General features: G+C 47.9%; 28 protein-coding genes. 10 read left to right on the top strand and 18 right to left on the bottom strand.

Features of this window, described 5'->3' with window-relative positions; translation table 11 throughout:
* Positions 1–105: 105 nt before the first annotated feature.
* The gene (locus L4D76_RS09055) at positions 106–522 is read left to right on the top strand and encodes a flagellar basal body-associated protein FliL (RefSeq protein ID WP_428440584.1); all 417 of its coding nucleotides are present in this window, start codon (positions 106–108) and stop codon (positions 520–522) included.
* Positions 523–631: 109 nt separating this feature from the next.
* Here the strand turns inward: L4D76_RS09055 and glpD are convergent, their stop codons facing one another.
* From glpD to ftsY, 9 genes are all read right to left on the bottom strand, one after another.
* Positions 632–2173: a glycerol-3-phosphate dehydrogenase gene (glpD, locus tag L4D76_RS09050; protein WP_428440666.1), complete on the bottom strand. Its 1542-nt coding sequence runs from the start codon at positions 2171–2173 to the stop codon at positions 632–634.
* A gap of 346 nt (positions 2174–2519) precedes the next feature.
* Complete coding sequence (locus L4D76_RS09045) at positions 2520–3281, bottom strand: DeoR/GlpR family transcriptional regulator (RefSeq protein ID WP_428440665.1); 762 nt, start codon at positions 3279–3281, stop codon at positions 2520–2522.
* Positions 3282–3378: 97 nt separating this feature from the next.
* On the bottom strand, positions 3379–4749 hold the full coding sequence (gene glpT, locus L4D76_RS09040) for a glycerol-3-phosphate transporter (RefSeq protein WP_428440583.1): 1371 nt from the start codon (positions 4747–4749) through the stop codon (positions 3379–3381).
* Between the two features lie 306 nt (positions 4750–5055).
* Complete coding sequence (glpG, locus tag L4D76_RS09035; RefSeq protein WP_428440582.1) at positions 5056–5892, bottom strand: rhomboid family intramembrane serine protease GlpG; 837 nt, start codon at positions 5890–5892, stop codon at positions 5056–5058.
* Between the two features lie 44 nt (positions 5893–5936).
* Entirely contained in the window at positions 5937–6269 is a 333-nt protein-coding gene (gene glpE, locus L4D76_RS09030) for a thiosulfate sulfurtransferase GlpE (RefSeq protein ID WP_428440581.1), read from the bottom strand.
* Positions 6270–6754: 485 nt separating this feature from the next.
* Entirely contained in the window at positions 6755–7615 is an 861-nt protein-coding gene (gene rpoH / locus L4D76_RS09025; protein WP_428440580.1) for an RNA polymerase sigma factor RpoH, read from the bottom strand.
* Between the two features lie 141 nt (positions 7616–7756).
* A complete protein-coding gene (ftsX, locus tag L4D76_RS09020; RefSeq protein ID WP_428440579.1) occupies positions 7757–8683 on the bottom strand; it encodes a permease-like cell division protein FtsX in 927 nt (308 codons plus the stop codon).
* On the bottom strand, positions 8673–9341 hold the full coding sequence (gene ftsE, locus L4D76_RS09015) for a cell division ATP-binding protein FtsE (protein ID WP_428440578.1): 669 nt from the start codon (positions 9339–9341) through the stop codon (positions 8673–8675). The genes ftsX and ftsE overlap by 11 nt, the downstream gene beginning before the upstream one ends.
* A gap of 3 nt (positions 9342–9344) precedes the next feature.
* Entirely contained in the window at positions 9345–10721 is a 1377-nt protein-coding gene (ftsY, locus tag L4D76_RS09010; RefSeq protein WP_428440577.1) for a signal recognition particle-docking protein FtsY, read from the bottom strand.
* An 84-nt stretch (positions 10722–10805) separates the two neighbouring features.
* Between ftsY and rsmD the strand changes: the two genes are divergently transcribed.
* Together rsmD and L4D76_RS09000 are read left to right on the top strand one after the other, a co-directional pair.
* Entirely contained in the window at positions 10806–11411 is a 606-nt protein-coding gene (gene rsmD, locus L4D76_RS09005) for a 16S rRNA (guanine(966)-N(2))-methyltransferase RsmD (RefSeq protein WP_428440576.1), read from the top strand.
* The gene (locus L4D76_RS09000; RefSeq protein ID WP_428440575.1) at positions 11408–11674 is read left to right on the top strand and encodes a DUF1145 domain-containing protein; all 267 of its coding nucleotides are present in this window, start codon (positions 11408–11410) and stop codon (positions 11672–11674) included. The genes rsmD and L4D76_RS09000 overlap by 4 nt, the downstream gene beginning before the upstream one ends.
* A gap of 59 nt (positions 11675–11733) precedes the next feature.
* On the opposite strand, the gene L4D76_RS08995 is transcribed toward L4D76_RS09000, so the two are convergent.
* From L4D76_RS08995 to L4D76_RS08975, 5 genes are all read right to left on the bottom strand, one after another.
* Positions 11734–12327, bottom strand: coding sequence for a YhgN family NAAT transporter (locus L4D76_RS08995; RefSeq protein ID WP_428440574.1), 594 nt, complete (start codon positions 12325–12327; stop codon positions 11734–11736).
* 167 nt (positions 12328–12494) lie between these two features.
* A complete protein-coding gene (locus L4D76_RS08990; protein ID WP_428440573.1) occupies positions 12495–12821 on the bottom strand; it encodes a YecH family metal-binding protein in 327 nt (108 codons plus the stop codon).
* A gap of 33 nt (positions 12822–12854) precedes the next feature.
* A complete protein-coding gene (locus L4D76_RS08985) occupies positions 12855–13166 on the bottom strand; it encodes a putative signal transducing protein (protein ID WP_428440572.1) in 312 nt (103 codons plus the stop codon).
* A gap of 101 nt (positions 13167–13267) precedes the next feature.
* Positions 13268–13891, bottom strand: a complete 624-nt coding sequence (locus L4D76_RS08980; protein ID WP_428440571.1) for a lysoplasmalogenase — start codon at positions 13889–13891, stop codon at positions 13268–13270.
* Positions 13892–15037: 1146 nt separating this feature from the next.
* Complete coding sequence (locus L4D76_RS08975; RefSeq protein WP_428440570.1) at positions 15038–15406, bottom strand: DUF4145 domain-containing protein; 369 nt, start codon at positions 15404–15406, stop codon at positions 15038–15040.
* 268 nt (positions 15407–15674) lie between these two features.
* Here L4D76_RS08975 and L4D76_RS08970 point away from each other — a divergent pair, with 268 nt between their 5' ends.
* Positions 15675–16007 (top strand): DUF2500 domain-containing protein, encoded by a 333-nt coding sequence (locus tag L4D76_RS08970; RefSeq protein ID WP_428440569.1) that lies wholly within the window; start codon positions 15675–15677, stop codon positions 16005–16007.
* Between the two features lie 34 nt (positions 16008–16041).
* Here the strand turns inward: L4D76_RS08970 and L4D76_RS08965 are convergent, their stop codons facing one another.
* Both L4D76_RS08965 and L4D76_RS08960 read right to left on the bottom strand, forming a co-directional pair.
* The gene (locus L4D76_RS08965) at positions 16042–17046 is read right to left on the bottom strand and encodes an acyltransferase (RefSeq protein ID WP_428440568.1); all 1005 of its coding nucleotides are present in this window, start codon (positions 17044–17046) and stop codon (positions 16042–16044) included.
* Between the two features lie 167 nt (positions 17047–17213).
* Positions 17214–18122, bottom strand: a complete 909-nt coding sequence (locus tag L4D76_RS08960) for a LysR family transcriptional regulator (protein WP_428440567.1) — start codon at positions 18120–18122, stop codon at positions 17214–17216.
* Between the two features lie 163 nt (positions 18123–18285).
* On the opposite strand from L4D76_RS08960, the gene L4D76_RS08955 reads away from it, so the two are divergent.
* Complete coding sequence (locus tag L4D76_RS08955) at positions 18286–19005, top strand: SDR family oxidoreductase (protein WP_428440566.1); 720 nt, start codon at positions 18286–18288, stop codon at positions 19003–19005.
* A gap of 64 nt (positions 19006–19069) precedes the next feature.
* Here the strand turns inward: L4D76_RS08955 and L4D76_RS08950 are convergent, their stop codons facing one another.
* Complete coding sequence (locus L4D76_RS08950) at positions 19070–20284, bottom strand: EAL and HDOD domain-containing protein (protein WP_428440565.1); 1215 nt, start codon at positions 20282–20284, stop codon at positions 19070–19072.
* 104 nt (positions 20285–20388) lie between these two features.
* Positions 20389–21006, bottom strand: a complete 618-nt coding sequence (gene rhtB, locus L4D76_RS08945) for a homoserine/homoserine lactone efflux protein (protein WP_428440564.1) — start codon at positions 21004–21006, stop codon at positions 20389–20391.
* Between the two features lie 256 nt (positions 21007–21262).
* Here rhtB and L4D76_RS08940 point away from each other — a divergent pair, with 256 nt between their 5' ends.
* The 5 genes from L4D76_RS08940 (at position 21263) to L4D76_RS08920 (ending at position 26779) form a co-directional block, all read left to right on the top strand.
* Positions 21263–22255 carry an alpha/beta fold hydrolase gene (locus tag L4D76_RS08940; RefSeq protein WP_428440563.1) on the top strand — a complete coding sequence of 331 codons (993 nt, stop codon included), beginning with the start codon at positions 21263–21265 and terminating at the stop codon, positions 22253–22255.
* A gap of 202 nt (positions 22256–22457) precedes the next feature.
* Positions 22458–23255: a Cof-type HAD-IIB family hydrolase gene (locus L4D76_RS08935; RefSeq protein WP_428440562.1), complete on the top strand. Its 798-nt coding sequence runs from the start codon at positions 22458–22460 to the stop codon at positions 23253–23255.
* Positions 23256–23456: 201 nt separating this feature from the next.
* Positions 23457–24503: a COG3650 family protein gene (locus L4D76_RS08930; RefSeq protein ID WP_428440561.1), complete on the top strand. Its 1047-nt coding sequence runs from the start codon at positions 23457–23459 to the stop codon at positions 24501–24503.
* A 110-nt stretch (positions 24504–24613) separates the two neighbouring features.
* Positions 24614–25192, top strand: coding sequence for a tRNA-uridine aminocarboxypropyltransferase (locus L4D76_RS08925; RefSeq protein ID WP_428440560.1), 579 nt, complete (start codon positions 24614–24616; stop codon positions 25190–25192).
* A 153-nt stretch (positions 25193–25345) separates the two neighbouring features.
* A complete protein-coding gene (locus L4D76_RS08920) occupies positions 25346–26779 on the top strand; it encodes a coniferyl aldehyde dehydrogenase (RefSeq protein ID WP_428440559.1) in 1434 nt (477 codons plus the stop codon).
* Positions 26780–26863: the final 84 nt, after the last annotated feature.

Here is a 26863-nt window from a genome sequence, read left to right as displayed (position 1 = left end):
TACCATGAAGAAACACTATTGTAGCAAGCTGTAACGGATACGAATATCGTTACGATCGAAAGATAGCAATTCATTGCGGCAAATTAAGATAACCCTATGAGTGTAATGATGAAATCAAAAGTCTTCGGCTTAACTTTACTTCTTGTCAGCTCCCTGGCTTCTCATCATGCTGCGGCGGAAGATGCGACGCCACTAATGCCACAATACAGCTATTACACGTTATCACCCGACATCACGACCAACTACGTGACTCAGGGTAAGAAGCTCGGTTATCTGCGCTTACAAATTGATTTGATGGTGTCAGATCCGGATCTCATATCAAAAGTGGAACACCATTCCCCCCTGATCCGCGATGCCATCATTCACATCATCGGCCAGCAGCCAGAAGTAAAAGTGAAGTCTTTGGCTGGACGTGAAGAGATCCGCCAGGAGTGCCTGAACAAGGTCAATGAACTGTTGATCCGCGAGACGAACCAGAAGCTCCTGACCGAATTGCTGTTTACGAAATACCTCTATCAGTAACGTTTTCAGTATTCAACATACCAAGCAAACACAAAAAAGCGCTCAGTGAGCGCTTTTTTTATCATAATAACGACAGGTAACGAGACCAGCGAGGCTATACCAGCAATAGCTAGGCAGCCACTTCCGGCCGGATTTTACCCTTTGCCCCGCTATCCCGGACTTTCTCGGCAATATATTGTGTCACGGCACTGATCTGCTCTTCATTGAGATACAGGCCAAGCTTGCTGCGGCGCCATAACGCGTCGATTTCAGACAGCACAAATTCGTGCTCAATCATGTAATCCAGTTCTTTGGCATATAAGCCTTCACCAAAGTGCTGCCCCATATCAGCTTCGCAACCCACCCCTTCCAGCAATGCTAATGCGCGAGTACCATAGTTAGTCGCCATCCGCTCGCTGGTGAGTGCCGTTAACCATGGGCATTGCTGCAGCAACTGGCGGGCCAGCTGCTGACCATCAAAATTCGCTTCACCACCCGGCAAGTATGAACTTGCAGTCCAGGCTTGTCCTACTTGCGGAAAAAACGGGGTCAGTTTGGTCATTGCCGCTTCAGCCAGCTTGCGATATGTCGTCAGCTTGCCGCCGAAGATTGACAGTAAGGGCGCATTGCTCCCTTCCTGATCTAATTCCAGCGTGTAGTCACGGGTAATGGCTTGTGGCGAGTCGGATTCATCATCACACAACGGACGCACGCCGCTGTAGGTCCACACCACATCATCACGGTTTAATGTCTTTACGAAGTGTCCGTTATAGACCTTCAGCAAATAGTCGATTTCATTGTCATCAATCGCAACTTCACGTGGGTCACCCTGATACTCCACATCGGTGGTGCCAATAATCGAGAAGCGATCAAGATACGGGATCACAAAAACAATGCGGTTGTCTTCGTTCTGCAGAATATATGCCTGAGGTTCATCATGGGCACGCGGCACGACGATGTGCGAACCTTTAATCAAACGGATATTGCGCGGGGAATTTTCTTCCATGCTCTGATCAAAGAAAGCTTTCACCCAGGGACCCGCCGCATTCACCAAAGCATGTGCCTTACGAACAAAGGTTTGGTTGGTCAGCACATCGCGCACTGTCACTACCCATAAATCCCCATCTCGTACCGCTTTTTCAACTTTGCAGCGGTTGCGCACTTCCCCGCCTTTTTCCGCCACTTCCATCGCATTCAGTACCACTAACCGCGCATCATCAACCCAGCAGTCAGAGTATTCAAAGCCTTTGGTGATTTCAGGTATTAAGACCGAATCTGGGCCAAACTTCAGGCCGTGGCTGCCAGGTAAGGTAGTACGTTTGCCCAGGTGATCATAAAGAAACAGACCGGCGCGGATCATCCAGGCCGGACGAAGATGAGGACGGTGCGGCAAACGGAAACGCATCGGACGAGCAATATGCGGGACTTTACGTAATAGTACTTCACGCTCGGCCAGGGCTTCCCCGACCAAGCGAAACTCATAATGCTCTAAATACCGCAGACCACCATGGATCAACTTAGAGCTGGCAGACGACGTGGCAGACGCGAAATCATCAGCCTCATATAAGCCGACATTCAGTCCCCGGCCGGCAGCATCGGCAGCAATACCTGCACCATTGATACCACCACCCACAACAATTACATCTAAGATATGTTCGTTTTCTGCCGTCATGCCGTTACCTTTCTCATCACACTGACAATTCGAAATCAAACGAGCCCAAAATGCTCGATTAAGTTCACTTTCGAGCATAATAGCGAACATCCCATTAAAGATCACCATTTTTGTTTTCGATTTGTTACATGAACGTAGCGAGTGAATATTTCAATTATAGTGGTTCTGTATTGATCCTAATGCAGAGTAGTATGGCGAAAAAAAACGGGCCACCATCTCTGGTAGCCCGTTTCTTCATAAATACCGTTAATCGTTCGCACTGGCATTCACTAATAATGTGCACATTCGATCATGGTGTCATCGACCAAACCGACTTCCTGACATGAAATAGCAAGGTATGGGTTAGTTAGCCAACAATTTCAGTATGAACGTCATTTTCCTGCAGGTGCTTGATCAGCTCTTCAGGCGGTTGATCATCGGTGAATAGCATATCAATCTGGCTGATATCCCCCAGGTTGACCATCGCATTACGACCAAACTTGGTATGGTCAACACCCAGCATGACACAGCGGCTGTTTTCAATAATCGCTTGTTTTACACGTACTTCGTGATAATCAAAATCCAATAATGAGCCATCAAGATCGATACCGCTGATCCCCATAATGCCGAAATCGAGACGAAACTGAGAAATAAAGTCCAGTGTCGCTTCACCGACAATACCACCATCCCGGTTACGCACTTCGCCACCCGCCAGAATAACCCGGAAATCCGCCTTGCCGGTCAGCACACTGGCGACATTGAGGTTATTGGTCACAATGCGTAGATCATTATGATTCAGCAAGGCACGCGCAACGGCTTCCGGGGTGGTACCTATATCAATAAACAGCGTCGCTCCGTCAGGGATATGTTTAACCATCGCCATCGCGATGCGATCTTTTTCCGCCAACTGCATGACTTTACGGGTTGTGTAGGAGGTGTTTTCGGAACTGGATGGGATCGTCGCACCGCCATGGTGACGGCGAATTTTATTTTCCGAAGCCAGATCATTGAGATCACGACGAATAGTTTGAGGGCTTACCTTAAAACGTTCAACTAGGTCGTCAGTGCTGACATAGCCTTGGGTTTTAACGATATCGATGATTTCCTGATGACGTTTGCTCTGCTTCACGGCTAACGCAGCTCCTGGTTGCAACAAGGCTCCGCGAATGCGAAGCCCTGTCATATTACCTACAGCATTAGCAAGATGCCAATGACGGCGATCTCAATCATGCATTTTGCTGTGCATTCTCAAGGTCGCGCTTAGCATGAACACTGTTCTCGCCAACCATTGCCAACACCAGGAAGAAGATGGCTAAGCCACATGCTGAAGTCAGCACCATGAAACCGCCATCCCAGCCAAAGTGGTCAACGGTATAACCTAATACGATATTTGCCACTACCGCACCACCAAGATAGCCAAACAGACCAGTAAGGCCTGCAGCCGTACCCGCCGCTTTCTTCGGAGCCAGCTCAAGTGCATACAGACCGATAAGCATAACCGGGCCATAAATAAGGAAGCCGATAGCAACAAGTGCTGTCATATCGATAATTGGATTGCCCGGAGGGTTAAACCAATAAACCAATACCGCAATCGTCACCAGTGACATAAATAAGATACCTGCTGGTGCACGGCGACCTTTAAAGAATTTATCTGACATCCAACCACACAGTAATGTGCCAGGAATACCAGCCCACTCGTATAAGAAGTAAGCCCAAGATGATTTATCTACCGTGAAATCTTTGACTTCACTCAGATAGACCGGTGCCCAGTCCAATACCCCATAACGGATCAGATAAACGAAGGCATTAGCAATCGCAATGAACCACAATAATTTATTGTTAAACACATACTTGAAGAAGATTTCCTTACCGGTCATCTCTTTCTCATGTGATTCGTCATAGTTATCAGGATAATCGTTTTTATGCTCTTCAATTGAAGGCAGACCACAAGACTGCGGTGTATCACGCATTGCGATTAATGTGAAAGCTGCAACCAACAACGCGAAGAACGCAGGCACGTAAAACGCGGTGCGCCAGTCATCATTGAAGGCCCATAAACCCAACAGGAACATCGGGCCAATCAAACCACCACCCACGTTATGCGCGACGTTCCAAACCGAAACTAATTCACCACGCTCTTTACGTGACCACCAGTGCACCATCGTCCGACCACAGGCAGGCCACCCCATGCCCTGGAACCAACCGTTCAGGAACAACAGAATAAACATCGCGGTAATACTGCTGGTTGCCCATGGCATAAAACCAAAGCACAACATCACCAGGGCCGACATCGTCAAACCGGCAGCCATGAAATAACGCGGGTTAGAACGGTCTGACACACTCCCCATCAGGAACTTGGACAAACCATACGCAATGGAAACAGCCGCAAGAGCCACACCCAGATCACCGCGGCTGTAACCGTATTCTTCAATTAAGAAAGGCATTGCCAGACTGAAGTTTTTACGTACCAGGTAGTAACCGGCATAACCAAAGAAAATACCGAGAAAAAGTTGCCAGCGCATGCGCTTATATACAGAGTCTGTCTGCCCGTCAGGCAGACGCTCTGTATGAGCAGCGGGACGAAATATGCCAAACATAAAATGTTCCTTAAAAGGTTGTTGTTGTTTTTAGCGATGGTTTGCGCGAACGCAAGATGTAGGGCGAGGGAAATAATCGATTTCGCTCAATACGGGCAAATTATTGCGCGAATAGAGATGAAATAATGTGAAAACAATCAAAAACGAAGATTTATTTATCAAAAATAGATGTTTTACTCTAGATTTTTGGCAAAATTCCGACCTGATAGCAAAATCAACAAGTAAAGTGAATACCAATCGTCATAAATCAAACCAACCGGAGCCATTACCCCGATTGGTATTCGCGAATTCTTATGATTATTTAATTCAGCGGGTCTTTATTATCTTGGTATCGACCAAAGCCATCGCACAGCCACTGATCAAACCAAACAAGTGGGCCATATTGGCCACTGACATACCTAGAGGCCCGGCAAAGCCGATCACCAGCCAGGCCAGCATGAAAACAACATAGGGTTTAGGGATAGATAAGCCCCTCTTCGGTGCTAGCCAACCTGACCACCAGATATAACCCAGCAGGGCATACACTACTCCTGACAAACCGCCAAAATTAGCGCCATGGAGCCAGAACTGGGCTAAACCTGAAATGAGTGCCGACACCAGAAAAACCTGAACCAGTTTGCCGCTACCACTGTGACGTTCCAGCTGCCCCGCTAAAATCCACCACCAGAGGCAGTTAAATATGATATGCAAGGTCGAGAAGTGGATCAGGCCGTGGGAGAAGAAGCGCCAGACTTGCCACTGATCACCGTCCATCAGCGGAAAGTGGAGCGCATCGAATATCGGTTGCTGCAGCCCAAAGAACCACAGCAGATAAATGCCTATGACCACCACCACGACTGACAGGCTGAAAGGGCCAGCCTGGGATTTGATCATGGCCATCAAACTCGGACTGCCATAATGAAACTTGGCCGTACGGCTTTCTGCCACTTGCCACGATGCTGCCTGATACTTTGTATTGTGAGGATTGGCCAGAAACGCCGTTAATTCCGCTTCCGCTTCTATCAGGTGTTGTGGATCCGTTAACCAGAGTGCAAACACACCCTCCGGTTCGGACGCCAGCGTTAACGCAATACCCCGTGAGGCCATGTAATCAATAAAAGACTGTGCTTGGCGAGGGTTATTAAATCCGGCTAACCGATGCATCTGTTACTCCGCTGAAAAGGACCAGACAGGCTGGGCGTCATGGACTAACCCGTCTGTTGAGTACAAGGCAACGCCTGACGGCGCCAGCCTTCAAAACCACCATCAAGACTATACACTGTTTCATAACCTTGATTAATCAGATATTGTGCCGCACCCTGGCTACTTACTCCGTGATAACACATCACAATCACAGGCTGCTCAAAATCAACCCGATCCATAAATTCAACCATTGTATCATTGGTAAGATGAAACGCCTGTTCCGGATGAGCCAAAGCAAATGACTGCGGATCCCTGATATCAACCAGTACCGCTTCAGATCCTGCCTGCCGTAATAAAGTGTACGCCTGCTCTACCGAGATATGTTCAAACTGCTCCATTGATTGCCCCATCTGTTGTTGATCTATATGTCTAGTATATGAAGTCACCATTACCGCAAAAATGTGATGATCATCCGCAACGGGATCCTATCGCTTTTAAAGCGGCACATTTTTATACGGCGCTTATTGTACCTCACTCAGTTACTCACAACCTTGCACAGAATGTAAGGTCTTATCCACACTTGAAACTCACGCTGAAACTCAACAATTACAGGGCTTAGCGATCAGACGCTCCATCTTACCGCATCACCACTGATCATAATTCAACCAGCTGTGGATAAACCTGTGAATTGCGTTGATAATGTGTCTTACTGAAAAAGGATCCACTATATATAGATTGGATCCATCACAAGCTGTGGATAACCAGCCGGATAATTCACAGTGATACCCACAAGTGTGAGTTATCTCTCAATATTCAGGCGTAAAAAAACCGGCTCCTGGCCGGTTTCTCATCGTCATCCGTTGTGGATAGCTAAGCAGGATCCTCAGAACACGTCGCCAACTGCTTGCTTCAGTTTTTTCATCGCGTTTTTCTCCAGCTGACGGATCCTTTCCGCCGACACACCATAATGATCAGCCAGATCCTGCAACGTGGACTTCTCTTCGGCTAACCAGCGAGAACGGACTATGTGCTGACTACGATCATCCAACCCCGCCAAGGCATTCGACAAACGGTTATTGGCGTGGCTTTCCCAGTTATTTTCTTCATAACTCAGGGCGACATCAGAAGATTTATCTTCAAGGAAAAAGACGGGAGCTGTATAGCTGATATCGCGATCATCATCTTCCGCCGGCATCTCAAATGCCGGATCCTGTGCCGCCAGACGGGATTCCATCTCACGCACTTCAGAGGCATTCACGCCAAGTTGCTCTGCAACCATTTCAACTTCGGCATTGTTAAACCAGCCCAGGCGTTTCTTCGCCTTGCGCAGGTTAAAAAACAGTTTACGCTGGGCTTTCGTCGTCGCAACTTTTACGATACGCCAGTTACGTAACACGTATTCATGAATTTCAGCTTTAATCCAATGCACCGCAAAAGAGACTAACCGTACCCCGACTTCAGGGTTGAAGCGTTTTACCGCTTTCATCAGGCCGATGTTACCTTCCTGCACCAGATCAGCCATTGGCAAACCGTAACCAGAATAGCCACGGGCAACATGCACAACAAAACGCAGATGAGACATCACTAAGCCTTTCGCAGAGTCAATATCACCCTCGTAATGCAGACGTTCAGCTAACTCTTTCTCTCGCTCCGCTGACAACATAGGATAGCGGTTGACGGTCTGGATATAACTATCCAGGCTATCTGCAGAAACCAGAGTCATTGAAGACATCGCTTTTGTCATGCAAAAACCTCATGTATTTTTTATACCAATGCAACGTTATGTGAACATCCATAACGTCATATGAACCTGCTATAATGCCAAGAAAACGGGTCACTTTGCAAGCGGGCCGCATAATCTACACCATTTGTAGACTCAAAAATGTCAGATAGGTTCAATTTCTTTCAAGTGACGTCCGGCAGAAAGCCGCGCCGCTAACAAACCAAGAAAAGAAGCGGTCATCAGTAAAATCAAGCTTTCATCCCAGCTCAGGCCGACTAACCGGAAGCTGTTATCATAAAGCGCAGCCAGTTTAGCAACGGCGCCGTCAAGAAGTATAGTCACTATCGCAGTCAGTACCCACGCGATAATCGCCCCAATTAATCCGTACCACACGCCGACGTACAGATAAGGGCGGAGAATAAAACTGTCTGTCGCCCCGACCATTTTCATCACTTGTATTTCATCTTTCTGATTCAGAACCTGCAGGCGCAAGGTGTTACCGACGATTAAGAAGACGGCAAACAGCATTAAGCCAGACATCAATAACGCCAAGGTTACCGCCAGCTCTTTGATTGCAGCCAGACGTTGCAGCCAGTCACTATCCAGCCGCACTTCATCAACGCTTGGCTGGGTACGAATTTTTGCTGCCAGCTCTGTGGCTTTCTCACTGCTCTGCCAGGCGGGAACCGGTCGCACTATCACCACCGCCGGCAACGGATTTTCATCCAACAGGCTTAACGCCTGTTCAAAGCCGGCATGCTCGCGAAAATCCAGCAAGCCTTGCTGCGGGGATACATAATCGACCGCCTCAATTTCAGGCCAGTCCTGGAGTTGTTCCGTAAAGCGTATGGCCACTGGCTCAGCCGCTCCACGCTCTAAATACAGCGTCAGTTGCGTGGGGTTCTGCCAGGGCTGTGCCACCAGCGTGATATTTTTCGCCAGCAAGTAAAAACTGGCCGGCAGGGTTAAGGCAAACGCCAGCACGGCCAGGGTTAAGATATTGCCCAATGGCCGCTTGATCAGATCGTTGAGCGCCTCGATACCGTGCTGTTTATGAATCGCAAAAAAGCCAATCTGATTACGCGCCATGAGACGTCTCCCGCAGGTGGCCTTGCTGTAAGTCTAATCGACGATAATTACGGCTCGATAACAATGAGGTGTCGTGAGTCGCCATCAGCACACAGACACCGACCCGATTAAATTCTTCGAACAGACGCATCACTTGCTGTGATAGCTCTGCATCCAGATTACCGGTGGGTTCATCAGCCAGTAGCAACATAGGTTTATTGACCACGGCACGGGCAATCCCCACCCGCTGCTGCTCCCCCCCCGATAACTGGATCGGCAGACAACGCGCTTTGTCGAGCAAGCCGACTTTATCAAGCGCGGCAGATACCCGGCGCTTAATATCATTTTCAGGCACTTGCTCTACCCGTAAAGGTAACGCCACGTTGTCGTAAACCGTGCGGCTCATCAGCAACTTATGGTCCTGAAAAATAATCCCGATATTACGCCGTAAAAACGGGATCTGTTTATTGTCGATCCGGGTAATATCATGGTCATTAAAATAGATGCGGCCATCACTTGGCCGCTCTATCGCGCAGATCAGTTTCAGCAAGGTACTCTTACCCGCACCGGAGTGCCCGGTTAAAAACGCCATATCTGCCGGCTGCAGATGAAAATCTACTTTTTGCAGGGCTTGCCTGCCGCCACGATAGGCTTTACTTACCTGCTGAAACCGAATCACACTCTATTCCTCGTCACTAAACAGCGCTTCAATAAACTCATCCGCGGCAAATGGTCGCAGATCATCAATACCTTCACCAATACCGATATAGCGAATAGGGATATTGAACTGATCAGCGACGGCAAAGATCACCCCGCCCTTGGCTGTACCATCCAGTTTGGAAATAGTAATACCTGAAACCGGCGCCACTTCACTGAACAATTTAGCCTGACTGATAGCGTTTTGACCAGTCCCCGCATCAACTGTCAGCATAATTTCATGCGGCGCAGCAGGATCAACCTTCTTCATTACGCGGACAATTTTGCGCAATTCTTCCATCAGGTGGCCTTTGTTCTGCAGACGACCGGCAGTATCAGCGATCACGACATCAACATTGCGCGCTTTCGCCGATTCTATCGCATCATAGATAACAGACGCACTGTCCGCCCCGGTATGCTGGGCGATCACTGGCACATTATTACGCTCACCCCATACCTGAAGTTGCTCTACCGCCGCCGCACGGAATGTATCACCGGCAGCCAACATGACAGACTTGCCTTCACCCTGGAACTGCTTCGCCAGCTTGCCGATGGTCGTGGTTTTACCGACCCCGTTTACGCCCACCATCAGAATAACAAAAGGTTTCTTGCTGGTATCGACAACCAGAGGCTGTTCAACCTGCGCCAGCATGCTGGCTAATTCTTCTTTTAGTAAACCATAGAGAGCATCACCGTCTTTGAGTTCCTTACGGTTCGCTTTTTCTGTCAGGTTTTCGATGATTTTCAATGTGGTATCCATCCCCACATCGGCTATCAGTAACTGCTCTTCCAGCTCTTCAAACAAATCATCATCAATTTTCTTGCCACGAAACAGGCCCGAAAAACCAGAACCAATATTGGTTTTGGTTTTCTTCAAACCACGTATTAAGCGGGTAAAGAAGCCTTCTGTTTTGGGTTTCTCCTGTTCGTGCACCACAGCTTCAGTTGTCGCCTTGGCCGCTGCTTGCGTTTCAGCTTCTTCTTCAGTCGCCTTCGCCACAGCTAACGCTTCCGCCTCTTCTGCCGCCTTCGCCGCCGCTAACGCTTCTGCTTCTTCTGCCGCCTTCGCCGCCGCTAACGCTTCTGCTTCTTCTGCCGCCTTCACCGCAGCTAACGCTTCCGCTTCTTCTGCCGCCTTCACCGCAGCTAATGCTTCCGCTTCTTCTGCCGCCTTCGCCGCAGCTAACGCTTCCGCCTCTTGCCGGGCTGACGCCTCTGTTTGCTCCTTTTGTTCAGTTGATTGCTGAGAATCAACATCCGTTTCTACAGTCTGTTTTTCTGTCGTTTGGTCGGTTTGCTCGGTTTGTTCTTCAGAACCAAAACCCAGCCACGAAAATAATCCGCGTTTCTTTTTCTCTGCCATTGGCAAATCCTAGCCCTTGATTGGTACAATTTGCAGTCTAAAAACAGGTGTATACTATCATTTTCTAAACGGTCGAAAAAAGTTATGACGAGACACAGGCAACAAACGGGACGAAATGTGCAAAATAATCGCCGGGAAGGGTTCATCAGAATCATCAGTGGGCGTTTGCGCGGACGAAAACTCCCGGTCCATGATGTCGAAGGACTCAGACCCACAACCGACCGGGTAAAAGAGACCGTTTTCAATTGGTTAGCACAAGATATCTATCAGGCTAAATGCCTCGATCTGTTTGCAGGAAGTGGCAGTTTAGGGTTTGAAGCCCTGTCACGTGGTGCAGAAAACATCACCATGCTGGAATTAGATAAAAAAGCAGCCAATCAGCTGCAACAGAACCTCGCCACTGTCGGTGCTACCAATGCTGAGGTGATCAATACTGACAGCCTGAAGTATTTAGCGCAGCCAGGTACACCTTATGATGTGGTGTTTATCGATCCGCCCTTCCGTAAAGATTTGATACAAAATGTCGTCGATCTGTTGGAAGCCAACAACTGGCTTACTCCCCATGCAATGATTTATATTGAAGCGGAGAAAGAATTGGGTGAGCTCACGACGCCGGCACACTGGCGTTTACACCGTGACAAAACAGCCGGTCAGGTCTGTTATCGTTTATTCGAAAGAGAGGAAGCATGAAGGCGCTGATCACATTAGCGAAAGCCGCCATCGGTTTTGTTTGGCTGATACTACTGGTTAATATTTTTTCCCCATTCCCGGGGGTAGCAGCCATCGCGCTGTACATCATGACGGGGTTCTTATTGATGATGCATGGTTTGCAGATGTTGATTTTCATCGGGGCATTTGGCGACAAGATCAATATGTCGAAATGGGAAAAATGGTCAATTCTGATCTTTGGTATCTTTGCCCTGTTAGATATTCGTCGTAAACATATGATGTAGAAATTTTGATACGAGAAGCGAGGTTACTAGATTCTAGGATCTCGCCACTCGTAACTCAGTTATGATCCGATTTCCAGGTACTTACGTAACCCGTCTAAGAACATCTGGGTTGCAATCATGATCAGCAACAAGCCCATCAGCCTTTCAACGGCTTTCAACCCTTTCTCGCCCAACAGACGGTTAAAGACTTCGTAGAACATCAGGATGACAAACGACGCTCCCCAGGCGAGTACAACCGCGAACGCCCAGTCCCAGATACGTGTTGGGTCCTGATTTGACAGCAACAATAGCGATGCCAGCACTGATGGTCCGGCAATCATGGGGATGGCCATTGGCACCAGGAAGGGTTCTTCACCTGCCGCTAATCCTGTTACACCGCCCGGCTGCGGGAAGATCATCCGAACCGCGATCAGGAACAAAATAATACCGCCGGAAATACTGACCGTTTCCGTTGAGACGTGCAGGAACGTCAGCATCTGTTTACCGCCAAACAAAAACAGCAACAGAATAACCAGCGCAAAGCACAGCTCGCGAACCATGATAAATCGTCGACGTTTCGGCTCAATATGGCGCAGGATCGACAACATTACCGGTAAATTACCCAGCGGATCCATGATTAAAAATAACATGACCGCCGCAGACATTATTTCCACAGGGCAGACCTCAGACAGAGATTCGTAATACGAAGTAAGGTGAAAAACAACAATATCAGCCGGACAGCTGATTAAGAGCGGGGGAGTATAACAAACGAACAAAAAGGTGGCGATGAAAACTGCCACCTCAATTAAGATTTAACCGCTAATTTTTGCCCATCAACAGCTTAGTGACTACACATACGTTCACGGTTCGCCGCGATAGTCTCGCCATCCTGAACGACTTTCTGGCGATCAAGTAAAAATGCTAACAATGCATCAAAAGTTAGGTCTTGCTGGCTACAGGTATAGAAACGGACATCTTCGCCATATTCAGCAACGACCGCTTGCTTTAGGGAAGCTAAGGTATACGACGTGTCTTCAGCAAGCAGCATATTTAACACATTGTGGCCATGGACTGATTGGCTCATAGTAGTACTCGCAACATAAGGGGCTTGGCCGTTATTTAACCATGCTGACAGAGGATCGATTTGACCAGGAACAAATAAACGCATTCTAGATGCATGTTATACCGCTTTTATTGGCGACTATGGCTTATCTTGTCCACACTGCCAGCACAATTCAAATTGTCCTTCGTTCACTTCATGGCACTGCTGACAGATCCATTGAGTGTATTCGGCCTGCTCATAATTCTCTAGCTGCTGCCTCGCCTGTAACACTTGCTCTGCGGGTACCCACACCCCCACTTCCACAACGTTTGCGGGTAACTCTCCGGCTGCTGCACCCAGGCTCTCACCACTTAGCCGCACCGCGATGTGAGATCCCTCCAACATCCCTTTCAGACTGTGAGCTTCCAGATTATTCGCCGCGCTGTAAACCTTCATCCATTGCCCTGTCATTGCCTGCTCCTTGTTATGCGTTAACCGGGAAGAACCCCGTGCGATTCAATAACAGGAATAAAGACCATTACTCGCACTGTTATCTTTCACCACAATGCCAATCAGAACAGTAGCGTGGCTACAATCAGTGTCTGCGCCAGGTAATAGGTTGACATAATGATACTGGTCGAGGGTTTAAATGGCCCGCGAAAACGGTCAACGGCCAGCACCGTATCGGAAGCCATAAAGATCAGTGCCCCCACAAAGGCCAGCAAGCCGATGGTGGAATGCGTTGTTAACCAAAATTCCCCGGCCGCCCAAGTCATCTGGGCGATCATGACAATATAAACCGCCACTGGAAGCATCAGGCGCCCCAAAGAAGGCAGCAGTAATAAGAATACGATGATCCCGCCACCAAACAACATAGCCGGCAACCACCACACCATGCCCCCTGAAAGCTGGCTCCAGAAAGCCACGGAATAAGCAATATGAGCCAGAAAGAAGCAAGCTAACCCCTGGATAAATCGATCTTTAGGAAGCATTAAAAACACATCCCCAAGCGTCGATAAGAGCAAACCTGTAAAAATCACCTGCTGATAAAAGCTCGTCAGCCCTGTCTGCCACGTAATGAAAAGAAGTAAAAACATGGTAAATGGCTTAAAGAAGAAAAACTGCCACTTAGGACCATGATAGGCAGCATTAATATGTAGTAAACCGGATAAAGAAATGGCTAACCAAACCCACATAGCATCACCGTTATAGTTATAAGCAGAGACAGTTTAAAAACCAAACCAAAATTGTCTAGCATGGAAGCTCCATAACAAGATCCCCGCTAGAAAAACAGTTACTAAATCTAACAAGTCCCCTGCATGGTAAGCTTGATATTATCCAGAGATAAAATAATTGTACGGTCTTATTCAGAGCCTGCTGTGACAGTAAAGAAGCAGGAAATTCGCCGATACAGCCGCTCACTGAGATCAAACAGCTTCTGGTTCGCTTTTTTTTACCTCCCGGGATCAGATTCAAGGCTAATAACAGCTATATTTCGACATTATTGATAAACAAGACTCCTTCTAACTCAACAGCTTAAAAGTTGAAACTTATCAGTTTCCCGGATTTTCACTTCATCTATTATCAAATAGCCACTGCCTCCTACCATCACTTTTATTCAGTAACTTATAAGCCTAAATTATCCAACCAAAGCAGGTATTTATTCTAACTTTTACGATGAACACTGAATGTTTTGATTTTCACCATACATCCAACCCCACTTAAAAACCCTTAAACAGCCTCACCATGATTTTGATCCGATATTTTAAAAAAACAACTTACCACCACAAAACCTCTCACTTACCACTCAAAATTAAGCAAATAAAAACAACCACTTGAGACAACAAAGACAAAGGAAAGATCAATCAGTACAATTTTCAATCAGACCAAAAAACACAGTTTCTTTCCCATAAACAGGCCAATTAATGCCAGCTAAATTGTTTTTATTGAACAAAATCAACCCCAGCTATTGCCTAACCAACAAAAAAGATGCTATTCTTTTTAACACGATCAATTGAGCAGCAAACAAAGGAGCCTAACCATGTTAACCCCTTCACAAAAACAAGGGCTTATGATGATCGCAGTTGTGGTTGGTCTGATGACACTGCCTGTGATCTATTAAGTAAAATACAAATTCATAAAAATGGCGCCTTTCGGCGCCATTTTTCTATCTGTCAAAGCGTCACTCTTACGCTTACACATCTGAATTTTCTCAAGCACTGAAAAGCGCTGCAATCAGGCAGATAGCAGCGACCATTGAGAAAATACAATGAATTGAAAGACAAAAAGGCCCTGTCACAAAAACAGAGCCCAGAGCGTATTACGGTGAAGGGATTAAAGAACTATTTCGGGGATAAATCGATATGATGCCAGTGAACGGAATAAAACCAGATCGCCAGCGCAGTAAAGCCCAGCACCAGTAAAACAGCCACGCTCCAGACAAAGCGCCCGCTACGCGGCGTCAGTTCATTTTCACAATCATGGCAAGCACTCAGAAAGCCTTGCTTATCATCTAACTGGTAACCCTCTTCATGGACCGTTTTATTACGTACTGAAGCAATAAAACGCAGCTTTGGCAGAATTTCGTGAGGCAAACGCTCTTCACAACTACTGATTAACTGGTGAAGCCCTTTTCCTTCTGCATGGTAATGCTGACGAAGCAAATGCTCGATACGTCGCGAGCGTGTCACTACCATTTCGATATTTGCCATAGGATTTCCTTCCTTACTGATCTTTCTTTTACCTTAGCGCGAGTCGACAGCCATGCAAAGCATGCTGACACTGATTTACAACCGGTGACTAACGCTAAAATCTCCGTTCAGGCATTACAATTATACTTCAGTGCCCGATCTCTTTGCTCAGAACACCAGAAAATCCTGGCGGGGTCACGGTTTCATCGCCTGGTGATACCGTCATGAGATTAAGCAGATAATAATGCTGTTTTACAAAATGTTACCGAGCCTATTAAGGAGATGACCGGTGCCTACATGGATTATCCTGGCTATCGTCACGCTACTCATTCTTTCCATTTTTTACTATGTACGGTTTTATCGTCGCCATATGCTGGGTGAAAACGCCCCGGAAAAGAAAATTGAGGTCGAGATTTTAGCTAAGCAAAATGTCCCGGTTATCGGTGCGCAGCCAGGCGCAGACAACGAAGATTATTGGATTTATGTTCAGCCCGCTCAAGGCGGTCCTAAGCGTGAATTCATGGTTGGCATTCACTACTATCACGCCTTAAATCCCGGCGATAAAGGTATCATGACCTATAAAGGCCGCACCTTTGTTCACTTCGCCTTACAAAGAGACTAACCCCAGCCTTTGCATCTTTGATCTTTCTGGCTGGTTAAGGTACCAGCCAGGCCGTCTTACTGCTTTTGGCTATCAACCAGCTGGCCGTCAGTGCAAGGCCACCGCAGACCAAGGTCCAGAACGGGATCATAATAATGGGATGGGCAAAATAGAGATTAAATTCTCTTACCGGCCATAAAAATATCGGATGCAATAAGTAAATACCTAAGCTGTAACGACTCATGAACGCCAGTTTCTGCTTCCAGAATTCACTCAACTGCTCACCATAGCGCTGGCATACGGCAAATATCATCGCGGCGATAAGTACCGTATTCAGGGTCTTATAAGAAAGCCAGCGGCCGACCGTGTATTCCCCTTTGATCAGGCTGTTGCTCACCACCATATAGTCCGTTAACAGCAACGCAGCTATGCCTAATGGTAGTAACCATATCAGCGAAGGCCAGCGAAACTGAAACAGGCAGTAACCTAGCAGCAGGTAGCCGCTGTAAAGGATCAGCTCGTTGCTCCAGAATCCGCCAACCTTGAACAGAAATAAGGTTGTCAGGGCTAGCCAGACGCCGGTGATACCAATCACACTGCCACGATCATATTTTCGCACCAGCCATTGGAATAGCGGCACAACAAAATAGAGCGGAATGAAGTAATAGAAAAAACCCAGGTGGTAGTAGGTTTCATGTATCGGTAAGGCTTGAAGGGTTTGCACCACCACGCCGGGATCAAAGCCGGCCAAGGTCAATCCGGATAACAGGGCGTAGAACACTGACCAGGCTAAAAAGGGGAGCAGTACTTTGCCCAAACGGCGTTTCACATAGTATTTGGCTTCAAAATCACGGGTGTCACTCAGCATCAGGGCGCCGGTGATCATAATAAAGATAGGTACTGCCCAGCGGCTGAAGCTGTTAAAGCTAATGGCCGTGATCCACTCGCTATCGGTGATCACCCCGAGCTGATCACGGTAAGGTCCCAGTACATGGATCACCACCACCGCCACCGCTGCAAGACATCGCAACAGATCAAAAAACCACACCTTCTCTCTCACGCTCCACACCTCCTGCTGTACTTGTTCCGAGAGATTATATTCTACGATGTCATCTCTTGCCTCTGAATATAGCAGTAAGCCAGAATAAGTACCTGAACTTACTCTGACTTCATGGCACAGACCGTCATTTGGGTAATAGCTGCCGACTGCTCGCACTCATGCGATTCTTATTTGTTTTTTCCAATCTGCTCGAAGTAGTCTTTCATGAATTCAATGAATACACGCAGTCGCTTAGGTTGATAGCGGTCGCGATGATAAATGGCGGAAAATTCAACGTTTGGAATGTTCCATTCATTGAGTACACGTTGCAACTCACCACGCTGCACTTCTTGCTGACAATAAATCAGCGGTACGCGAATGATGCCATTCCCCATCAGGGCACCTTTGAGTAAAACTCGGCCATTTTTACATTCCAGCTGACCATCAACTTGCACATTATAACTTTGGCTAGTGTTATTCTTTTTTTGAAAGTGCCATTTTTTAACCGAACCGGTAATACAGCGATGATCGATTAAATCTTTTGGGTGCTCAAGCCCCCCGTGGCATTTTAAATAAGCGGGGCTGGCGAGCGTGGCCATCTCAAGGTTGAGCAGCCGCTTTGCCACAAAACCGGCATCATCGATCTTGCCCATGCGAAGCGCGAGATCAAATTCGTCATCAATTAAATCGATGCGGTGGCTGCTAAATTCAAGGTGTATCTCTATCTCAGGGTGGCAATTCATAAACTCGCATACCATCGGCGATACCACTTCTTCCCCTAAATAACCGCCGACACAGTTGAGACGAATTTTGCCCCGCACCTCTTCAGTATCATCCACTGCCGTAATTAGTGCTTGGTCAATCTGGCCTAATGCCGTTTCACATTGCTGGTAAAACAGCTTTCCCGCTTCGGTTAAGCGCAAAGTACGGGTGGTGCGAATAAGCAGCGTCACACCCATTTGCTTTTCAAGCGCGCTAATTTGGCGAGAAACGTGTGAGCGAGAAACGGATAACACTTCCGCCGCTTTGGTGAAATTGCCTTGCTGGGCAATCAATACAAATGAGCGGATATCAGCAAGATTGACTTTGTTGAGCATGTACGACGACACCTAATCTATAGCAATAAACATTGTTGCAGCATGACAACAGTATTTGAACTTAATCAGTATATATCAACAATTCCGGTTCTCGTACTATAACGCCATCGCAACGAGCCAAGCCATTCACGCTCGTTGATTAACTCAAATTCGGAGAAGCAACATGAAAAAGTTAATCGTTATTACAGGTGCAAGTTCTGGTATTGGCGAAGCAATTGCACGTCGCCTAAGTGATGACGGTCACCCATTGTTGCTATTGGCTCGTCGTGTTGAGCGCCTTGAAGCACTTAACCTGCCAAACACGCTTTGTGCAAAAGTGGATGTGACCGATAAAACGTCATTTGAACAAGCGATTGCCAAGGCGGAAAACGTCTACGGGCCTGCGGATGCCATTGTTAATAACGCAGGCATGATGCTGCTTGGCCAATTGGATACCCAGGATGCCTCGGAGTGGAAAACCATGTTTGATGTGAATGTGATTGGCGTAATGAACGGCATGCAAGCGGTACTTACGCCAATGAAAGCGCGCAACAGCGGCACCATCATTAACATCAGCTCGATTGCAGGCCGTAAAACGTTCGGTAATCACGCAGCCTACTGTGGTACTAAGTTTGCGGTGCATGCCATTACAGAAAATGTTCGTGAAGAAGTGGCGGCTTCTAATGTTCGTGTTACCACGATTGCTCCAGGCGCAGTAGAAACGGAATTGCTAAGCCACACGACCAGTGATGACATCAAGGCCGGTTATGAAGAATGGAAAGACGGTATGGGCGGCGCATTAGCACCCGATGATATTGCGCGTGCAGTTAGCTTTGCCATTGCACAGCCACAAGGCGTTTGTATTCGTGAAATCGTACTGGCGGCGACTCGCCAAGAACCATAATTTAAATAGTCATTAAGATAAGAAGTAGGTGTTCATAATGAACACCTACAACAAAGCGCAAAGCCTATGAATACTGGCTATATTTTGCAGACCAGGTCACGGCCTGCTGATAGCTTGTTGCGACCATCTCTTCTTTAATGCCTAAGTCACGACAGCACTCAGTGACTCGCGGCCAGTCGGCCTGATCATAGGCATCTAATAAAGCCAGCACCTGGCCCAATAGCCCCTGGTGGTTCAGCAACGCGGCTTGCACTTCCTGTTCCAGCGGCAGTAATGCCACTAACTGTTCCAGAGAGTTATCCAGCAACGCATCCAGTAGTGAAAACATACCGGTGAGAAATGCCTGATCAGCTTTCGCGTTAAGGCTGCTATTTCTCGCCAGTACCTCACACATCCGCGCCCGCTGCAATGAGAGCGAATACAACTCTTTGGGTTTATCCAGCGCGGCATGTGCCGTGGCAACCACACCGACAAACATCCGGATTTTATCTTCCCCCAGATACACCAAAGCCTGCTTAAACGAACTGATCGGCTCAATGGTGCGGCTACTTGCCGCATTAACGTAACGCAGTAACAGATAAGACAATGAGACATCGCTGCCGATGATCTTTTCTACCCGTTGAAAGTCAACCGGTTCACGGCAGATCTCCTGCAACAGCCTTACTGTGGTCAGTTTTTCCGGCTCTACCTGACGATTCTTTAACAGCTCCGGTTTACTGAAATAATAACCCTGAAAAAAATGGAACCCCGCCCGGTAAGCGGTTTCAAAATCCTGATGGGTTTCCACTTTTTCGGCCAGAAATTTCAGCTTATGCTTCTGATACCGCGCCACAAACTCGCAGGCTTGCTCCACCCCCAGCGTCATCAAATCCAGTTTGATAATGTGCACATACGGAAAGAAACGCAGCCACTGCGGGGACAGTTCGAAATCATCAAGGGCAATCACATAGCCATTGCGATGTAAAAATTTAATTGCCTCAAACAATTCATCATCAGGTACACAGGTTTCCAGTACTTCGATAACCACCCGTTTTTTCGGCAGCATCAGAGGCAGTGACTGTATCAGGCTCTCATGGGGGAAATTGATAAAGGAGCGCTGGCCGGAGGTGGCAAGGTTATCCCCCACCGCCATATAGTTTTCTACCAGCAGCCGGCAGGTTGCTTTATTGGCTTCAATTAACGGAAAAGCATTACTTTCACCATCACGAAACAGCAGCTCGTAACCGACAGTGCGTTGCTGACGGTTAAAAATAGGCTGGCGAGCGACATAAGAATACATGAGTGACTGTAATTATCCTTTTAATCCATAAAATGATGATCGAACAACCGTTCAGATCATATCAGCATAGCGGCAAACAACGATAGTTTCCTAACATTCAATCATTAAGCACGAGCAGAAGCGAGTAAAGCACCACAACCAATAAACATTGATCCAAAGACACGATTTAAGGTATTCATAACCCGAGATGAGCGAATATAACCCGTTAATCTCGATGCCAATGTGACATAACACAACATTACACAAGTATCGATAACAACGGTGGTAATACCCAGCACCGTTATTTGTATCATTTGCGGTTCTGCCGGGTTAAGAAACTGAGGGAATAAAGCGACCAAAAATACAATTGTTTTAGGATTTGTCAGGTTTACTACAACCGCTTGCCTAAAAAGTAGCCATGCGGAGACTTGTTTACCAATCACCTCCACATTAAAGGTCGCTTTTTCACGCCACTTTTGCACTCCGAGCCAGATCAGATACACCACGCCGACCCATTTGATCACCGTAAATGCCAGTGCTGACTGCGCGACGATCGCCCCCAATCCGACCCCCACCAAAATGATATGAAAAGCCAGGCCAATCTGCAGACCTAAGATAGACGCCAATGATTTACGAAAACCATAAACCATACCATTACTGATAGAGTTAACCGTACCCGAGCCTGGGGCAAAACTGAAAACCACGGCCGTAGCCAGATATGCCAACCAAACTTCAATATTCACAACAACACTCCAGAGCTCATGATAAATACAGCCAATAATCCGATCAATTTACACAAATAACTGATTATAGAAACCAGGTTGTAGTTATTCTACCTAATCCTGACTCAAGCTCTGATAAATATCGTGCAGTTATACTAATCAAGATAAGTCTCTGATCCAATCCTGTGGGTATTACTTAATACCAGGGGGATTAGGTTATACTTTTTACTATCAATAGCCAGTATCAACATTATGATTTGCCAAACTAAGGGATTACATGACAGCCCAACCACCCCGCTATTTTGATTTTACTCAGGAGTCCCAGTTCACCGATACCATGGCTGGTCCGGTCGCTAATATGTGGCAATATCGACAAGAAGGCATGTTTCAAGGTGTCGATAACCTCAATATTGGCTGGGTCAGCCTGACAGGCTATAACCATGACAAAGCGATTATTGTGGTCAATGGGCGTATCGAAAGTTACTGGAAATACCAGGAGCTCTTTTACGATTTAGTCAAACAAGGTTATGACGTATATGCCCTGGATCACCGCGGTCAGGGTATTTCTGATCGCCTGGCACAAGATACCGAGTTGGGGCATGTTGAAGAATTTGATGACTATGTCAGCGATCTGAAAACCTTTTTCGATACGGTGGTCAAACCGAAAGATTACCTGCAACACTTCATGCTGGGCCACTCCATGGGCGGCACGATTGCCACCCTATTTCTCGCTCAGTATCCGGCACTGATCGATAGCGCAGTACTTAGCGCGCCGATGCATGGCATCCGCATTTCAAACTGGATGAAGCCTATTGCCTCACCGCTCGCCAGAGTCGTCGAGCAGTTGCAGCGCCAGCCAGATTACGCGCCAGGGCAGGTACCTTATTATCCCAAACCCTTCACTGATAACCCGCTTTGTCAGAGTCAGGTGCGCTATCAGTGGTTCCGCGAGCTGTATGAAAGCAAACCGGAGCTGAAAATTGGCGGCCCGAGTGCCCGTTGGGTCTGGCAAGGCTTGGCTGCGGCTAACCGTTGTATTGAGCAGGCATCGCAAATCACTACGCCGATTTTACTACTCCAAGGCAGCGCCGATCATATTGTTGATAACCTGGCCCACCAGCGCTTTTATCAGGCCATGCTACAGGCTGATCGACCGTGTCAGTTAACAATCATTGAAGGCGCTCGCCATGAACTGCTGTTTGAGCAAGATCAATACCGTAATCCGGTGTTGGCTGCGACTTTCTCGCACCTGAACCAGAGCTCGTTTTAAAGTCATACCAAATCCATTAATCATCTGAATAGTTAGATAATTAATGGAATTGGTATAAGAAGAGCCTGACAGAAAAGCGGAAATGTAAAAACATAATAATAGCCTCTTTTTTCTGACAAGAAGTAGTTTAGAATTCATCATACGAATTAGGTACAGGCCAGACGACCTGCACCGTCCCCTGTCCCTATTACCGAGAATTTTCATGTACAAAATTGTTGCTTCAGATCTAGACGGTACGCTTTTAACCCCGGACCATAAAATCACCCCATTCACTAAAGGCGTGCTCAACCGCTTACACCAGCAAGGCAAAGACTTTGTTTTTGCCACCGGTCGCCATCACATCGATGTGGCGAGTATGCGTGAGCACCTTGGGATCCCGGCGTATATGATCACCTCAAATGGTGCCCGGGTACATAACAGTCAAGGGGAGGTGGTATTCCAACAGGATGTGCAGGCAGATGTTGTAAAAACACTCATTGAGATGACCAAAGACGATAATGAAATGAAAATCCACCTTTATCGTAACGATGACTGGTTGCTCAGCGAAGAAGACGACAGTTTAAAAGACTTTCATGAGAGCTTTAGCTACCAGCTTTTTGACGTCAACAACCCGCCGCTGGAAGGGATTGCCAAAGTATTCTTTATTCGTCATGACGAAGATCACGATAAACTGGTGAAATGGGAAACCCGGTTTAACCAACAGTTAGGGGAGCGCGCTAACGTTGCTTTTTCAACCCCTTGGTGCCTGGAAGTGATGAATGCTGGCGTTTCGAAAGGCCATGCTCTGGAAGCCGTGGCGAAAGAAAAAGGCTACCAGCTAAAAGATTGCATCGCCTTTGGTGATGGCATGAATGATGTCGAGCTGTTAAGCATGGCCGGCAAAGGGCTGGTGATGGGTACCTCACATGAGAAAGTAAAAAAAGCCCTGCCAAATCATGAAGTCATCGGCTCCAGTGTCGATGAAGCCGTCGCCCATTACCTGGCTGAAAACTTACTGTAATACGACACCCCGCCACAAAAAAGCTGCTAAAGGCAGCTTTTTTTGTGGCTAACAAGCCGTCGCTCGTCATTCGTTTCAATTTCCAACCGGAAACTTTTTTCGCTTTTAAGGTGTCTATCGATAAAGCCCGGTTTTTAATCACCAATCGCTATAATTGACTATTCTCACCTGCAACCCTATCGATCGTGAAGAGGTATTTGAATGACACATCCATGGATTCGGCTAGCCTTGCCCTTTGCCGCACTTGCCGTCTTAACGGGCTGCTCGACGGTATCATCACCGGCTCCTTCAGACGCTATATCTTCAAGCGCCATAGCGATCACCCCGGAATCCGCAGAAAAAACAGCTGATGGCACAACCGTTCAAGCCTTTATGATGCGTGGTATGGTCATCCTCGGCCATGAAAGCAACAGTATCCAGCCTTGTGGCAGCAGCCTGCAATACTGGCTCAACACGCCAATTTCCGATCGTGAAGCACTGGCGCTGATCACCCCCCGAGGGTATCAGGCCATGTATGCCGAAGTGATCGGTTATTTAGAGCCGGCACCGACAGAAGGGTTCGCGGCCGATTACGACGGTCGTTTTAACACCAAGCAGATCAACCTGATTTCAGCCGAAATGAGCGGCGGGTGCAAGCAACCTCCGCACACCACCCGCGCTTTTGGCAATGAGCCTGGCTGGGCCGCCGAAATTAACGGCAATCAGGTTACCCTGCTGCAAATAGGACAGGATCGCCAGAGTCAAACCATCACCAGGCAATCGGCTGTTTCCGGCAAACAGCAATACCACGGCGAAGACTTCGATCTCACCTTAACCAAAGCACAATGTAACGACACCATGAGTGATGCCCTGTTCGGTTGGCAGTCAGTGCTTCAATGGCAAGGCAAGCGATATCAGGGATGTGCGACCTTAGGTGCGACGGATGTAACCCTGCACTGGGCTGGCCAATACCGTAGCAGATCTCAGGGCGGCTCAGGGCTGACCACCATTGTCACCCTTAACCCGGATCACTCCGCCACCACGACCTATGATTATCAGAATGAGGATCCGAGTATTGTGGAAACCGGCTTCTGGCAACAGGCGGGAGAAAATACCGTACAGGTGATGATGACCGAACATCAGGGCCGACGCCTTAACAGTGAGCGCTTGTTTACCCTCGACGGCAAGCATCTCAGTGTGTATGAAGAAATGATCAACGGCCAGACCTACAGTTTAGGCAGTGAGGGGTTGCAGTTAGACAAGCAATAGTCGCCGGCAGCCGTAAACCGCTCGCTTGCTCTTATCGACGGGGTTGTGCCAGACTCCCCCGGCGATATACCCGTTTTATTTCGATCTACAACTTCAAGAGAAATCGTATTATGTCTTGCCCGCGCTGCGGTTTTAATCATAACTGCATCTGTCATCTTGAGCCGCAACTGAGCTGCAATGCTCACTTTATCCTGCTCACCCACCCCAAGGAATGCCATAAAGACACCAATACAGGTGTCCTGTTAGAGCGCACCCTGCCTCATTGCCAGCGTTACCTCTGGGATCGGGTCAATCCACCGCAGCCATTATTGCAACAGCTCAACAACAGGCTGTATCAGCCGTGGCTATTATTTCCCAGCGATGAGCAGCATCCGGCCAACCCTTTTCAATCCCTCCCCGGCACAACCCCACTGTTTGTGATCCTCGATGCCACCTGGCAGGAAGCACGGAAAATGGTACGCAAAAGCCCCTGGCTGGCCGCACTGCCACGACTGGCCTTAACCCCGCAACATACATCGGCCTACCAACTACGACGCAACCAGCAAGCCGGTAACCTGTGTACCTGTGAAGCCGGTATTGCATTGCTGGAACTTCTGGCTGAACCGCAACAAGCCGCACAACTTCATCGCTATTTCACCGCATTTAGCGACGTATTCCATGCCGATAAAAGCGGCCATACAAAGCTCTAATCATCAAGATCCCGCCCTGCCACAACCACCAGCAGCTGAATGACGCACGACATTGCCCCTTTCGGTTTATCCGCTATACTTTAACCGACCAATCAGTCGGTCGGTTTTATTGCATAAGCCCGGCATAACAAGGCGAACAGTGAGGGAACAGTGATGACGATGGCAGAACCGGTAGTCAGCAATTTAGATAATGCATTAATGCAAAATACACTAAAAGAGCAGCGCTCCCGTTTCCTGGCCCAGCCTATGCCGGATCACGCGCAGCGGATCAGCCAGCTGAAAGCGCTCAAACACGCCTTGCTCCAGCATAAGACCGCATTATGTGAAGCGCTCAATCAGGATTATGGCCAGCGCAGTCAGCAAGATAGTCTGATGGCCGATATTCTGCCTTGTGTGATGAATATCAATTACACCATCAGGCACCTGAAGAAGTGGATGAAGCCGTCTAAGCGTCATGCCGGTTTATTGCTGGCGCCGGGAAAAGTCGAAGTGGTTTACCAGCCGCTCGGCGTCATTGGTATTGTGGTACCGTGGAACTTCCCGGTGATGCTGAGCATTGGCCCGTTAATTACCGCCCTGGCAGCCGGTAACCGCGCGATGATCAAACTCAGTGAATTTACCCCGCACACCAATAAAGTGTTGCGCAAATTACTGGCTGAGATCTTCCAGCCCCAACAAGTGGCCGTCTTTGAAGGTGAGGCCGATGTTGCCGCCACCTTTAGCGCATTACCGTTTGATCACCTGATTTTCACCGGCTCGACTGCTGTCGGCCGCCATGTCATGCATGCCGCCGCTGATAATCTCACCCCTGTCACCCTCGAGCTGGGCGGTAAATCACCGACCCTTATTGCCCCGGATATGCCCGTTGAGCTTGCTGTCGAGCGGATGATTTATGGCAAAAGCCTCAATGGCGGCCAGATCTGCGTGGCACCGGATTATGTCTTAGTGCCGGAAGATAAAGTCGATGACTTTGTTGCAGAATACAAAAAACAGTTCAATAAAATGTATCCGAAGGGTGTTGCCAATAAAGACTTTTCTTCAATCATCAATGAACGTCAGTACCAGCGCCTGAGCAGCTGGCTGGAAGACGCTGAACACAAAGGGGCCACCGTGATCCCTTGTCATGAGCATAACCGAGATGACCTGCAACACCGGATGATCACCCACCTGGTACTTGATACCAGCAATGAGATGACGCTGATGCAGGAAGAGATTTTCGGTCCGTTACTGCCCGTTATCCCTTACCGTGAGGTAGATGAAGCGCTGGAATACATCCAACAGCGCCCTCGCCCGCTGGCACTGTATCTGATGAGCTTCGATGCTGAGCTGCAGCAACGGGTTAAAACCACCAGCCATGCTGGTGGTATGTGCATCAATGAAACGGTGTTCCATGTCGGGGCCGATGATGCTCCGTTTGGCGGTGTCGGACCGTCAGGGATGGGGCATTACCATGGTAACGAAGGCTTCCTGACTTTTTCTAAAGCCAAGACGGTTCTCAGCAGGGGGAAGATCAATACCGCCAAACTGGTTACTCCGCCTTATGGTGGCTGGCTGCAAAAACTGATGCTGGCTTTCTTCTTACGCTAAGCTTTATACCAAGTCCATTAATTACCTTAAAACCGTACCGCACCAGTCTGATCCTGTCAGACTGGTTCCCTGTGTTAACAAGCC

The sequence above is a fragment of the Photobacterium sagamiensis genome (assembly GCF_050337085.1).
GTDB lineage: Bacteria > Pseudomonadota > Gammaproteobacteria > Enterobacterales > Vibrionaceae > Photobacterium > Photobacterium sagamiensis.
This window is presented reverse-complemented; position numbering and strand designations above follow the sequence as displayed.